The sequence below is a fragment of the Hyunsoonleella flava genome, from assembly GCF_004310325.1.
GTDB lineage: Bacteria > Bacteroidota > Bacteroidia > Flavobacteriales > Flavobacteriaceae > Jejuia > Jejuia flava.
In genome coordinates, this window is record NZ_SIRT01000004.1 from 144,980 (window position 1) to 157,230 (window position 12,251).

At 34.3% G+C, this 12,251-nt stretch carries 14 protein-coding genes and 1 other RNA gene; 2 read left to right on the forward strand and 13 right to left on the reverse strand.

The genetic code is table 11. The annotated features are described in order from the left end of the window. Positions 1 to 228: 228 nt before the first annotated feature. The 3 genes from EYD45_RS07250 to ffs all read right to left on the reverse strand — a co-directional run bounded on the left by EYD45_RS07250 (position 229) and on the right by ffs (position 1,664). Positions 229 to 648 carry a hypothetical protein gene (locus EYD45_RS07250; protein WP_130963875.1) on the reverse strand — a complete coding sequence of 140 codons (420 nt, stop codon included), beginning with the start codon at positions 646 to 648 and terminating at the stop codon, positions 229 to 231. 43 nt (positions 649 to 691) lie between these two features. After that, positions 692 to 1,495, reverse strand: coding sequence for an SDR family oxidoreductase (locus tag EYD45_RS07255; RefSeq protein ID WP_130963876.1), 804 nt, complete (start codon positions 1,493 to 1,495; stop codon positions 692 to 694). 70 nt (positions 1,496 to 1,565) lie between these two features. Beyond that, an RNA gene (gene ffs / locus EYD45_RS07260) (signal recognition particle sRNA small type) lies at positions 1,566 to 1,664 on the reverse strand. A gap of 89 nt (positions 1,665 to 1,753) precedes the next feature. On the opposite strand from ffs, the gene EYD45_RS07265 reads away from it, so the two are divergent. Then, positions 1,754 to 2,797 carry a glutaminyl-peptide cyclotransferase gene (locus EYD45_RS07265; protein WP_130963877.1) on the forward strand — a complete coding sequence of 348 codons (1,044 nt, stop codon included), beginning with the start codon at positions 1,754 to 1,756 and terminating at the stop codon, positions 2,795 to 2,797. 35 nt (positions 2,798 to 2,832) lie between these two features. Here EYD45_RS07265 and EYD45_RS07270 read toward each other — a convergent pair whose 3' ends face one another. The 9 genes from EYD45_RS07270 to EYD45_RS07310 all read right to left on the reverse strand — a co-directional run bounded on the left by EYD45_RS07270 (position 2,833) and on the right by EYD45_RS07310 (position 8,486). Further along, positions 2,833 to 3,732 carry a DUF5777 family beta-barrel protein gene (locus EYD45_RS07270; protein ID WP_130963878.1) on the reverse strand — a complete coding sequence of 300 codons (900 nt, stop codon included), beginning with the start codon at positions 3,730 to 3,732 and terminating at the stop codon, positions 2,833 to 2,835. After that, on the reverse strand, positions 3,722 to 4,240 hold the full coding sequence (locus tag EYD45_RS07275; RefSeq protein WP_233702560.1) for a YceI family protein: 519 nt from the start codon (positions 4,238 to 4,240) through the stop codon (positions 3,722 to 3,724). The genes EYD45_RS07270 and EYD45_RS07275 overlap by 11 nt, the downstream gene beginning before the upstream one ends. Positions 4,241 to 4,267: 27 nt before the next feature. After that, a complete protein-coding gene (locus EYD45_RS07280; RefSeq protein ID WP_130963880.1) occupies positions 4,268 to 4,693 on the reverse strand; it encodes an OB-fold protein in 426 nt (141 codons plus the stop codon). Positions 4,694 to 4,780: 87 nt separating this feature from the next. Then, positions 4,781 to 5,959, reverse strand: a complete 1,179-nt coding sequence (locus tag EYD45_RS07285) for a hypothetical protein (protein ID WP_233702562.1) — start codon at positions 5,957 to 5,959, stop codon at positions 4,781 to 4,783. A gap of 44 nt (positions 5,960 to 6,003) precedes the next feature. Then, entirely contained in the window at positions 6,004 to 6,276 is a 273-nt protein-coding gene (locus EYD45_RS07290; RefSeq protein WP_130963881.1) for a heavy-metal-associated domain-containing protein, read from the reverse strand. Between the two features lie 12 nt (positions 6,277 to 6,288). Further along, positions 6,289 to 7,137, reverse strand: coding sequence for a DUF5777 family beta-barrel protein (locus tag EYD45_RS07295; protein WP_130963882.1), 849 nt, complete (start codon positions 7,135 to 7,137; stop codon positions 6,289 to 6,291). A gap of 10 nt (positions 7,138 to 7,147) precedes the next feature. Next, the gene (locus tag EYD45_RS07300) at positions 7,148 to 7,540 is read right to left on the reverse strand and encodes a hypothetical protein (RefSeq protein ID WP_130963883.1); all 393 of its coding nucleotides are present in this window, start codon (positions 7,538 to 7,540) and stop codon (positions 7,148 to 7,150) included. Beyond that, positions 7,537 to 8,103 (reverse strand): YceI family protein, encoded by a 567-nt coding sequence (locus EYD45_RS07305; protein ID WP_130963884.1) that lies wholly within the window; start codon positions 8,101 to 8,103, stop codon positions 7,537 to 7,539. The genes EYD45_RS07300 and EYD45_RS07305 overlap by 4 nt, the downstream gene beginning before the upstream one ends. Positions 8,104 to 8,120: 17 nt before the next feature. Next, complete coding sequence (locus EYD45_RS07310; RefSeq protein ID WP_130963885.1) at positions 8,121 to 8,486, reverse strand: hypothetical protein; 366 nt, start codon at positions 8,484 to 8,486, stop codon at positions 8,121 to 8,123. Between the two features lie 268 nt (positions 8,487 to 8,754). Here EYD45_RS07310 and EYD45_RS07315 point away from each other — a divergent pair, with 268 nt between their 5' ends. Then, on the forward strand, positions 8,755 to 9,831 hold the full coding sequence (locus EYD45_RS07315; RefSeq protein ID WP_165453899.1) for a LytTR family transcriptional regulator: 1,077 nt from the start codon (positions 8,755 to 8,757) through the stop codon (positions 9,829 to 9,831). Positions 9,832 to 9,950: 119 nt separating this feature from the next. Here the strand turns inward: EYD45_RS07315 and EYD45_RS07320 are convergent, their stop codons facing one another. Further along, entirely contained in the window at positions 9,951 to 12,188 is a 2,238-nt protein-coding gene (locus EYD45_RS07320) for a TonB-dependent receptor (protein ID WP_130963887.1), read from the reverse strand. Positions 12,189 to 12,251 lie beyond the last annotated feature (63 nt).

The window sequence follows — 12,251 nt, forward strand, 5'->3', positions numbered from 1 at the left end:
AGTTATATAGTTTTTAATTTATCTTATTGCAATACTTTTTGCGTTACCCACAAGGGGTCGGGCTTTCGGCAGTCGCTCCCTCCTACGTCGGGGAGCTTCAACAAATGCCTCAATCCCTAACGCAGCGAATTTACAACATTATGAGTTTTACTTAATTACCTTTTGGTAAAATCTATCAACAAGTTGCTAAAAGTTTTCGGAGATAAATTTTTCAGTAAAAAAATCAGTTTAATTCACCGTTAAAATATAAGTTCTTGCAGTACTTTCTTCGCAGAGTCCATCACAGTCATTCAAATTATTTTCACAATAGTTATCAGCTTGCTCTACATCAAGTCTTATAGTAAATCTGTACCGACCTCGTTCTAGTGGTCTACCCTCAATAATGACATCCCTGTAATCAAAATATACATCTATACCACGTGGCAAATCTCCAATCACGGAAAAAAAGTAAAAATAATCATTGTCTCTAGGTTCATTTTGAATTTCGGCAGTAATCAATTCAAAATAATCTTGATTAACAAAAGCAGTACCTAATCTGTTATCGGATAAAATAGGTTTTCTATTGATAACACATTCTAAAACATCTTGACAACCTGTTGCCAAAAAAAATAGGGCTAAAATCGAGGGAAAAAGAATTTTTTTATTCATCTGGCTACATTTGTGCTAACAAGACACAAATAGTGTACCAAATCTATATTTTGTAGTGGTTCATCAACAATTTCTCATAAACTCTATCAGGGAGAACACGTTTTAGAACGATAGAAAATTTCTGCATAAACTCCCCTACTTTGTAATGAATCTTAGGCTTATTAGTATTAATAATGTTGTATACTGCTTTCGCCATCATTTCTGGGTCACTCCCTGCATCAACATGTGCATTCATTAACTCCAAGGACTTTCCATAACTGGCATTGTATGGTGAATCTTCCTTTAAAGGTGCATGATAGCGTCCAGCGGCTATATTGGTAGCAAAATCTCCTGGGGCAACATTAGTCATTTCTATATCAAAAGGTTTTAACTCCATTCTAAATGCTTCCGTTAAAATTTCCAGCGCACCTTTACTGGCACTATAAATACCGCGATACGGCAAACCCATATAACCAGCAATTGAAGTAACATTTATTATAAGTCCGCTTTTTTGCCCACGCATTTGCGGCAAAACTGCCTTTATCACATTTATAGGTCCAAAGAAATTAGTATCAAAATTTGCTTTAATCTCTTCCTCTGGTATTTCTTCAATAGGCCCCGTAATACCAGCACCTGCATTATTTATAAGAACATCTAATCTACCTTTTGAATCAATCACCGTTTGAACCGCAGCTGTAATGGTGCTTACCTGCTTAACATCTAATTCTAAAAGCGGAAAAATGCTGTTTTTGTAATTGCTTGGGTTTCTACTCGTTCCAAAGACTGTAAACCCCTTATGATGCAAAAATTCGCCAATTGATTTTCCTATACCTGAAGAACCTCCCGTGATTAAAACAACTTTAGACATACCAAATAAATTAGAGTGGCAAATTACAACAACGAAATGCGAAAATAAAATTTAAATTTAGGGCACAAAAAAAAGGCAAGCTACCTACATCACACCGCTACAACCGTATACCTTTGCTGCGTTCCCGCCCTGGAGGATTCTACAGGAGCTGGTTGTGTAGGACTTGCCGGCTGCAAAGATACAATCTTTTAAAATTTTCACAATGATTTTTTAAACCGATTTTTAATAAATATATTCGACCAAAATTACATCCTACAAATGAAAATCTCTAAACACCTAGCTTACATATTCTTATTATCCATGGTTTTGTCTTGTGGCTCAAATTCAGGGCAAAGGAAAAATTATTTTAGTATCAAAACTAATGCTGAAAAGGGTAATATTTCAATAGCTGAAACTCTTAATCTATCGATTGAAAACAAAAAGAATCACACTATCGATTCAGTGGTGTACAAACTTAATGGTAAAACTATTTCTGAAAACTTCAGTTTAAAGCATCATAAACTAGGAAAACATCCAATTGATGCCATAGTTTATTTTAATGGTGATGATACGCAAGCTATATCTTCATCAATAACTATTTTAAATGATAAATCCCCGAAGGTTTTGGGCGAAAAAAATTATAAAATCATAAATGAGTATCCACATGATATCACGTCTTATACTCAAGGTTTGGAGTTTTATAACGGTAAACTTTATGAAAGTACTGGACAGTACAAAGAATCTAAATTGAGACAGGTAGATTACAAAACCGGCGAAGTTTTACAAAACGTAAATTTAGCCGATGAATACTTTGGAGAAGGCTTAACAGTTATGAACGATAAAATTTACCAATTGACTTGGAGGAAAGGGGTTGGTTTTATTTATGATATAAACACATTTGAGAAGACAGGAAGTTTTGCTTACGGAAAAAGTAAAGAAGGCTGGGGATTGACACATAACGACACCCACATATATAAAAGTGATGGTACTGAAGCAATTTGGCTGCTAGAACCAGAGACTTTAATAGAAAAGGAGAAGATTCAAGTATACACCAACAAAGGGAAAATAAGTCAGATTAATGAAATGGAATGGATAGACGGTAAAATTTATGCTAACCGCTACCAGAAAAATGGCGTAGCTATTATTAATCCTAAAAATGGTGCTGTAGAAGCTGTAATCGATTTTACACCTCTAAAAAATAAAGTGACACAACATGAAAAGCTAGATGTGTTAAATGGTATTGCTTACAACCCGGAAACCAAAACTATTTTTGTTACTGGAAAACGTTGGGATAAGTTATTTGAAATAAAAATAATAGAGTAACTAAAAAAGATTAACACAGAACTTTAAATCGATTTTTACCGTTTTCCTTTTAATTTATTCTTAAAGTGAATGGTATAGGTAAAATTAAATCCAAAATTTAAATTAGGATTTTTAAAATTGAAATTATTTCTGGTTTGTGTTATAAACGCATCTTCCACCATGCTTACTGCATTGGTAAGCATAAACTGTAACATTACATCACTAAGTTCCCAATTGATACCCAATGAGAAAGGACCATACGTATCAAACGATTTTATAGGGTTGGCTACATAATAATATTCTGAAACCAACGAAACGTGCCCACCAAGTTTATATCGTCCGCCGAAGCCTATTGCAAAATGATTTTGTGGATCATTATCATTAAAAACTAAACCACGATGCACAAATGTTGGTGCTATTTGTAATGAAAAATCTGAAGTTATCTTTTTGGCAATCAAAATTTGGGATGTAAATGAAAGCCTATTTGATGACATTCTACCAGGACTAGAATATGGCAATGCATCACTAAAATAACTCGCATTTTGGAATAGTGATACCGTTACGGGCGAACCGCTACTAACCCCCTGTCGTATTAGTTTATACTTAATAAATCCGTCAAACCTTTCGTCAAAAGTACTACCACCTACTCCAAGTAAAAGCCTGTCAGAAATGCCATATTCTAAAGCAAATCTCGTGTTTAAACGATCTACAAAAAAGCTTTGGGAACGCTCTTCGGGTGTATTCCAAAATCTAATATTAGCCGAAACATCTAAAGTTCCGCTTTTTCTTGTTTGTACGGATTGCCCGTAGGTAATTCTGGAATACTTAAATGTTGCCTCGGTAAACCTTAAAGTGTCCTTATGCTCTTTATCTAAAATATCCAATAATTCTTGTCCGTTAACAAAACTTATCGCTAACAAAAAAGTTAAAATAGATACTATCGTTTTAGTTTTCATAAGCTTCATATTCAAACTTAAAATCAACATTAATAATTTTGGCTATGTTCCCTCTTAAAAGTGGAGGGATCTTAATATCATAATCTTCAACCACTGCCTCAAACGATCCAGTAATTACAAAAACATCATTTTGTTTTTCAATTTTTGCTTTTATTTCCAATTCCTTATTAGACCCGTGCATTGAAAAGTCACCTTTTATCATACGGGTTTGAACACCTTTCATACTGGGATCAAAATCAATTATTTTACCTTCAAAAGTGGCTTTTGGGTAAATATCAGATTCTATGTAACTTTCATTAAAATGCTCGCGCATCAAGGCTTTTTCAAACACAAATGCGTTCATTAAAATACTCACCGCAATTTTATTGTTCTTCAAATCTACAATACTTAGCACCTGATTATTTTCGGCTTTAATATTTTCAACAGGCGTATACGAAAAGAAAGAGACATTGCCCTGTCTCGCAATTATTTTTCCCGAGTCCTTTTGAATACTCAGAAAAGATAACATGATAACAAGAATAAATTTATGCATAAATTATTCAGAGATTATACAATTTAAAAAAATAGCATCTTCAAGTACCCCCTTAAAAACGCCTTTTAACGTAATCGTATCTTTAGTTGCCACATTTGCAACTTTTTCGGCTTGATTACTTTCCATATCACAAATTACAAACGCATTTTCCTTTCCATCAGCTCCTAACAAGATCGTAATTCGGTTATTCAAATAAGTAATTTTTTTTACTACACCTTCAACTTCAATAACTTGTTCTGCTTTTAAGTTATTGCTATCTTCATTTTGAATGAAATTAATAACTGTTTCAGCATCTAACTTATAAACCGGTGTTCTATATGAAAGGTCCGTAGTATCGGGTTTATCCCAAACTAAATGCTTTGCTATAAAAAATGCAAGTACCAGTACTGCAAGAAATAATCCTATATTTACGATTGATGTTCTACTCAACTTTTGCTATTACATTCTAGTTTATTTGATTAAACCTAGGGTATTACACCCTAGGTTCAAAACTACTAAAAATTAAACTTCCCTTTTTCAATCAACTATATTAAAAGTGCCTTTCATGGATGCATGAAACTCACATATGTAAAATAATGTGTTTGGCGCGTTTGTAGGTACGGTAAATGTTATAGTGCCTTGAGATGCGCCATTATTGGTTACACCCTCGTTAAATGCATCACCCGTTCCTGTAGTCTGCGCAGATTTTATAATAAATGGATGACCTGGAGTACCAATAACAAATTCATAGGTTTCTCCCCTTTTTAGGGTTATATCAGGATTTGAAGCATTACTCAATCCTTCACCGCTAAATAAATATGCTGATGCGCCCTGGTTACTTACCGTATAAGTTGTTGCACTTGGTGTTTGAGCTTCTGGTGCCTCATCTATATTTTGGTTAACGATAGGCCATACACCAGCAGCAGGAAAACCTACACCATAGTTATCACCTCTCTGCGTATCTTGACCAAAGAAGTACAATGGCCATCCTTTATAAGTAATTTGGCTTCTTCCAAAAACGTTTATACTTCCAAAATCTGACGCGCTTAAAACACTAGGTATATTTACTATGGTAGCTTCAAAAATTGGCCAGACGCCGTTATTAGAAAAATCGTCCTTTGTAAAATTATTTACACCTTTAGTATCGTTTACAAAACTGTAAAGCGTATTACCTTCTGCATCTACCATGTAAAATGTTTCCTCGTCGCCTTCGGTATAGTTGCTGGTAAGATTGCTTTCGTTACCATCTTTGTCTCTACCTACTAATTGGGCGCTAACCATCATTACCGTATAATCTGGTTTTGCAACGTACCAGACGCCTCCAGCACCATCTCCATTAATGTCACCCGCTGACGCATCGTTCGCAAAAGTGTATAGCGGCCATCCTTTAAAAGTAGTTTGTTTGCTCCCATCGGCTCTTGTTATTGTTCCAAAATCAGAAGCATTCAAACCATTATCTAAAGTTAAATCTTCTGCAAAAAAAGCAGGCCAATTATTAAGACATCCTCCACTACAATTTGATGCTGCTTTACTGTCCTTTGAAAAGAAATACAATGTAAAACCTTGAGAATTTGTTAGTACACTACCAAATGTAGCGTTCGTTTTAAGTTGCACCGCATTGTTTTGTGGTGGTGGAATTGTAGTATAATCATCGTCGTCATTACTACAGCTTGATATGGTAAAAAGTGCGATTAAAATTAAAAATAGATGTTTCATGATTTTTAAATGTATTTAAGTGATTATTTGATTTTTAAATTGATTTAATTTGAAATTTCCAAACAGCCGCATAATGGCTTGTTCGTATAAGTTTGCGTGATACGATCACCTTCTGGGGGATATCCCAAATTCATAAGCGTATTTAAGACTTCTGAAATTTGGTTTGCGCGGTTAAAATTGAAAACGACTAAGGCGTCTTCCGGAAATAACCTAACGTTTTGTACCTGTTCTATTTCCATAATTTTTTTCTTGATTGAAACACTACAGTTTGTGCAAAATGGATTTTGAACTACTATTCTTGCTAAGCTTGTTGTCATAGGTTTATTGGTTTAAAAGATTCGTGAAAGGTTAAATCCGAAGAAAATATTGCCATCTGCCCAATCGCCCGTTGCTTGTCCTAAAAATGTATTTACGTTCATAGGTTGGGCATTGGTAAAATGTAGTTGAAAAACATGTCCTCCAGTTTCTAGGTCGAACCCGATAGAAAGTGGGTTTTTAAAAGGAGAATTTGACGCTCTATTTAAGTGTAAACCATAATCGAAATTAATGGACCAACGTTTACTTAATTTATGTCTTCCTCCAAAACCAAGTGCATATTGCGTATTAGTCTGTGGATCAAAGGCCACCAAGTTATCATGAAAAACTGAAGGAATAATTTCCAAAGAAAAGTCCTTGCTAAACTTTCTGGATATTAAAGCTTGAACAGCATAGCTTAACCTGTGTTTAAACTCAAGCCCTGGAAGCTCATCTTTATCTAAAACCGTATTGATTAAGAGGCTATTAAATAGCACTACGGTAAAGGGCATGCCATTAGATTTTTGTCGAAGCAAACGTAGCTTTAGTGAGGTTTCATAGGTCTTTTGAAAGGAACTTCTCGATATGCCAATATTTACTCCATCAGAAATTCCATAAATAAAGTTAAGTCGGGTTACAGCTTGGTCTAGTCCAAAAAAGTCGCTTATTCCCGTCTCTATGGAACCAAATCTATGCGATACCACAAAATAAAGCTCCTTTTGGGATACCATTTTAGTAGATTCAAAATTTACAATTTTGAGGCCTTTAAATGCAGCAGATTTGTAGTTTTCTCCAGTAGTTTGGTTATCTATTTCGTCCAGTAATTCATCTTGCGCATTTCCAAAAAAGGATACTAAGCAAAAAATGTATAATAGTTTTTTCATTGTTGATAGTTTATGGGTTAGTTATTGTTGCTTGGTCTATTTTTACTACTTCTAGTAGGTCATCGTATCCTACGCATCTCCCTTTTATACTTAATGTTGCTTCAGGCTTTAACATACTTACATCAGTATTTATGAAGTTAACCTGTATAACATTGTTGAGTACTACGGAGTTTTGTTCAATTGAAGTAATGACACCTTCTGTTTTTATAACTTTATCTATAAATTGACCAGAAACAGAATCGGTACGCATTACATTTTTTAAATCATTGGAGCTTAGGCTGTAATCCACCTCTTCAGTAGCAATATCCCTATGTTCTTTGTACATATAGCCGTAAACAGCACATGCTAAAACACCTAATGTAAATACGGAGAAGGCAATGATATAAGCGGTTTTTTTCTTCATTTTCTTATCAGTTTAAAATCCAGATTTACATGAACCATTTTGGCTATTTTATTACGTACTATTTTGGGAATTTCAATATCAAAATCTGATGGAGACACAACAAAACTTCCGGTCATGGATATTATATTATCAACCTTTTGGAGGGTTAAAACCGTTTCAATCGTCTTCTGTTTTCCATGCAATTCCAAAACACCCTTTACATCGACTTCTACAGCAGTCTCTCCAAGGTTTTTTGTAGCATTGAAATCGACAATTTTCCCTTTAAATATGGCTTTGGGATAGGTGTCTGACTCTATGTAGTTTTCGTTAAAATGTTCCTCCATTAAGGAGTTTTTAAATCGAAACCCTTTCATTAGTGCCAAGGCTGCTATTTCATTGGTTTCAATATTATATATAGCGGTAGCATATTTATTGGTGGCTTTTACTTCTTCAAACAGTTTTTCTGATGCTTCAAACACAATAGTGCCGTTTTTATCAATGTATTTATCTTGACCAAAACTTATTGTACAGATTAACAAGCACGTGATGATTGGTAACAGTTTGATTATTCTATATGTCTTCATTTCAATAGTTTTAATGATTAGTTTTCTTTTATACCTTGCTCAATCCACTGCTCCACTAAATCAATAGTAGCTTGTGGCAATCTACCTGACGGAGGCATTGCTCTAGGCTCTCCGGTTTGCCTACTGATAGACCTTAATAACTGTCCGTTGTTCGCACGTGTAAAAACCTCATCAAAATTTGCTAGTGGAAATGGTGCACCATTTTGAGGTGGATTAGAATGACATCCAACACAATTATTATTGATAATGGACTGGATTGTGTTTGAATACGTAATCGAAGTACCAGGATTTTGTTCTTCAACAAGGTCGCTTTGGCTATCGTTACTACATCCTAATAGAGTTGTTAACGATAATAGTAGAATTAGATAATAAATTGATTTCATAAGTTTGATTTTTAATATTGAAGTTGTTTATAATGCCAGTAATTAAAGGCACTACAAAGGAATTGTTAATGCACGTGTTTTACACTATAAACCTATGCGAGAGGGAAAAAACAGCCTTAAAAGGGAATATTTTAGGATGAATAATTAAGTGGAAACCTGAAAATGGAATATTTGAACTTGAACATAACCAATAGTAAGTTCAATATTCTAAATTCTTATATTAGCTTGAGTTTTATGGTTGCTAATGAGAAAAGACAAACTTTATTTTTTGACGTTTTTATCCATAACTATCATTTATGGTATCGTGGCTAGTTTAGCATTTCACTATCTGGTTAAGCAAAGCTCATTGAAGTTATTGGAAACCCATTTAGTATTTAGCAAGAAAGAAGCTAAATCATTCTCTACACTTTTAAGTCATCAACTTTCGCAAAATATTGCTAAGGATACTTTGATAGATAACATTCAAAAAAGTTTGAATGGTACTGATTTTGAAATGGGGTTTTTAAGTATCTATGATTGGTCTGGAAAGGTTATAGCTCATCCTGATATTAAAAATGTAGGGTTATTGGCAAGTTCTAATAACTCTTATGTGTCTTCTGTAAATGACGATCTTACCCCAAAGGCATTTTATGATTTATTAAATGCTGAAAATGACATCTCTAATACTGAAACCATTGAAAAACAATCAAAGGTAATTGCACTAAGCTCTATTCAAAATTCTGATTGGATATTGGCTGCACATTTAAGAACGGACAATATTAAAAGTCAAGTAGGGGATTTTAAAAATCAGTTTCTAATTGTTTTTATAGTCATGGGGCTTTTTATCATAATAGCTGCCGTTGTTATTCTTAGAATTTTTGGTAGCTCCTATGAAAAAACGTTGGAGCTTAAAAATGAAAAATTGGAGGATGAAGTGATTAACCTTTCTAAACTAAATCGAGCTATTGGGGAATATCAACAGAAAGTTAGCGAAGAAAACACAAACACAGCAGAGGAATCTAGCGCATCCAAAAAAAGGCTGTTAACCTATGTTAGAAATGAATTAGTGCCTGTTTCCACAGACGATATCGCCTATATTTACACCGAAAACACCATTACCTATGTAGTTTGTAATGATAAAAAACGCTCCGCATCGAATCAAAGCTTAGATGAATTATCTGCACAGTTGGACGAATCATTTTTCTTTAGAGCAAATAGACAATTTATCATTTCAATTGCAAGCATTGAGAAAATTGTGAAATATGGCAATAATCAACTCAAAATTTTAGTTACTCCTGATTCAGAATCTAGTATTATTATCAGTAAAAATAAAGCTGCCCAATTTAAGCAATGGCTTAATACTTAATAGCACAAACCAAAACTAATTCCTTTTTGGCCTGTATAAAGGCTTTATGAACAGTAAAAGTTCCTCTCTAAGTATTTAGAACGGAACTCTTATTGCTCTGATTTATCAAGATGTTATTCTTAAAATCTTACTGATATCTTCCCTCGTAAAAAGAATGGTACACCGGGCGTAAAGTGAATTTCCTCTACAGAACTCGCCTCGTTGAACAACCTACTTTCTGTAGCAAATTGGGTTTCATTCCAATCTACATCAAAAAGGTTCTCAACTATTAAACCAAAGGTCCAATTGTTATGGTTATAATTTAAATTTAAATCTGTAACGAAATATCCTTCTGCAACAATAGAATTGTCCTCATTTGCAGGACGGTCTTTTATGTAACGGTAGCTAATTCCACCCGAAAAATTCCCTAAATTGTTTACTGTAAATCCTCCAGCAGAAGTTAAATCTGGAGCCAGAGGAATATAATCTTGACCTTCTGGCTCTTCGGTACTTCTGGCGACCGTATAATTGATATCAGAATTAAAGTATAACCAATCGGCAATTTGATAACGTAATCCGAAATCGATACCGTAGCGCGAAGTCTTACCACTAGGTTCTACAATGGCAGCATCTCCAACATAAACAAATTCTTGTTCTAAAAACAAAGACCATAGTGCTGCATTTATTACTAATTTATCTGTTGGTTTTAAAACTGTACCTAAATCTGTACTAAAGGCGGTTGGCAGTATTTGCTCACCACTATTGGCCACGACTACCCTAGTATCATTTGAATGAAATCCTAAACCTGTTTTAAGAAAAAACTGAGTATTAGGTGAAGCTGCATATATAAAATTCAGTTTCGGGCTCAATAACGTTTTATTTTCGCTTTTACTATCATAAGTTGTAGAAAGTAAATCTTCGTAATCATATGTGAAATAATCTAAACGTACCCCAGGATTAATCGTCCAATTTTTTACTTTATAAGTTAAATCTGCAAAAGAAAACGCATTTATTTCATCAACATTTCCATAAGCTAATCTTTCCAGTAACTCTTTTCTATTTTTAGTACGCGACAACTGATTGTCGTTTACATCATCATACCTAAAACCAACACCTACTCTGTATTTTAGTTGCTTATCGTGGTCCTCTAAATGAAGTGACTTCTCATAAATACTTTTGGCTCCAATAATGGTTCTCTCTTCATACTGGCGGATTTGGTCTGCATTAACTGGATCATCCAAAAAGAATGTAAAGTTTGAAAACAACTCAAAATCATAATTAGAAACGTAAGCAGAGGAGGTTAAGCTAGAGTGTTCATCAAAATGCTTAATATGGTTCATCCAGATATTTGTCCTACTAGTGTTTCCTCCTTCAGTATCATCGATAGCTCCAAACCTACTTATTAACCCTTGATCCACAGCACGTTGCGGTATTTGCCCCGAAGCATCCCACTTGCTTTGAAAATGGGATAAAGATAAATTGAACTCTTGGTCTTTATAATTATTATAATTGTAACGCGCCATAACATTTAAGCGATTAAAGTTTTGAGGAGACTCAAAAACACCATCGGTTAGGTTCATTTCACTAGCAACGTAGGCATTACTGTTTTTACCGTCCCAAATTTTGAGCATACTAAGTGCCCTTACTGTGTTAAATTGGCCCGCTTCAACAGAAATCAAGTTTTTATCAATTTTAGTTTTGGTTTTGATATCCACATAGCCTGCGGTATTAAAGTTTCCTTTATCAGCATAATAGGATCCTTTCCCAAAATCTAAATTTTCGATTGTTTCTGGAATAATAAAGTGCATGTCGGCATATCCCTGCCCATGTGCGTGAGACACCATATTTACAGGCATTCCATCTACGTCAATAGCGATATCTGTTCCATGGTCAATATCAAAACCTCTTAAAAAGATTTGTTCCGCTTTTCCCCCTCCTGCATGTTGACCAATAAACAATCCTGGGATTTTTCTTAGGATTTCCTGTGAAGATTTTACAGGACTTGTTTTTAAATCTACATTCACAATATTGCTTAGCACATTTACCTTGGAAACAATAAGCACTTGCTCTAGCGATGCAGAGGATATCTTCATAATCACCTGAACGGTGCTATCTAAATGTGATTCATCAATGGTTAATTCATAGTTTTCATAACCTAATTGATAAAAATAAATGACATCGCCTACCGAAATATCATCAATTTCAAAATACCCAGAAACATTGGTATAGGTGTATGATCCTGTTGTTTTGTTATAAACCCCTACTCCTTGTAAAGGTTTTTCATTGTCTTCGGAAATTACTGTTCCATTTAGCTCATGGGCGTTGATAAATCCCATACTTAGTGTAAACCCGAGTAGTATTATAATTTTTTTTAGCATAACAAATATTATTACACACGACTATAGCAGTTAATAACTACTAAGAGCAATGCTGTTATTTTT

Excerpts from the sequence above, each read along its gene's own strand:
- EYD45_RS07250 (WP_130963875.1), bottom strand. The coding sequence starts at position 648 with ATGAATAAAAAAATTCTTTTTCCCTCGATTTTAGCCCTATTTTTTTTG.
- EYD45_RS07255 (WP_130963876.1), bottom strand. The coding sequence starts at position 1,495 with ATGTCTAAAGTTGTTTTAATCACGGGAGGTTCTTCAGGTATAGGAAAA.
- EYD45_RS07265 (WP_130963877.1), top strand. The coding sequence starts at position 1,754 with ATGAAAATCTCTAAACACCTAGCTTACATATTCTTATTATCCATGGTT.
- EYD45_RS07270 (WP_130963878.1), bottom strand. The coding sequence starts at position 3,732 with ATGAAAACTAAAACGATAGTATCTATTTTAACTTTTTTGTTAGCGATA.
- EYD45_RS07275 (WP_233702560.1), bottom strand. The coding sequence starts at position 4,240 with ATGTTATCTTTTCTGAGTATTCAAAAGGACTCGGGAAAAATAATTGCG.
- EYD45_RS07285 (WP_233702562.1), bottom strand. The coding sequence starts at position 5,959 with ATGAAACATCTATTTTTAATTTTAATCGCACTTTTTACCATATCAAGC.
- EYD45_RS07290 (WP_130963881.1), bottom strand. The coding sequence starts at position 6,276 with ATGACAACAAGCTTAGCAAGAATAGTAGTTCAAAATCCATTTTGCACA.
- EYD45_RS07295 (WP_130963882.1), bottom strand. The coding sequence starts at position 7,137 with ATGAAAAAACTATTATACATTTTTTGCTTAGTATCCTTTTTTGGAAAT.
- EYD45_RS07300 (WP_130963883.1), bottom strand. The coding sequence starts at position 7,540 with ATGAAGAAAAAAACCGCTTATATCATTGCCTTCTCCGTATTTACATTA.
- EYD45_RS07305 (WP_130963884.1), bottom strand. The coding sequence starts at position 8,103 with ATGAAGACATATAGAATAATCAAACTGTTACCAATCATCACGTGCTTG.
- EYD45_RS07310 (WP_130963885.1), bottom strand. The coding sequence starts at position 8,486 with ATGAAATCAATTTATTATCTAATTCTACTATTATCGTTAACAACTCTA.
- EYD45_RS07320 (WP_130963887.1), bottom strand. The coding sequence starts at position 12,188 with ATGCTAAAAAAAATTATAATACTACTCGGGTTTACACTAAGTATGGGA.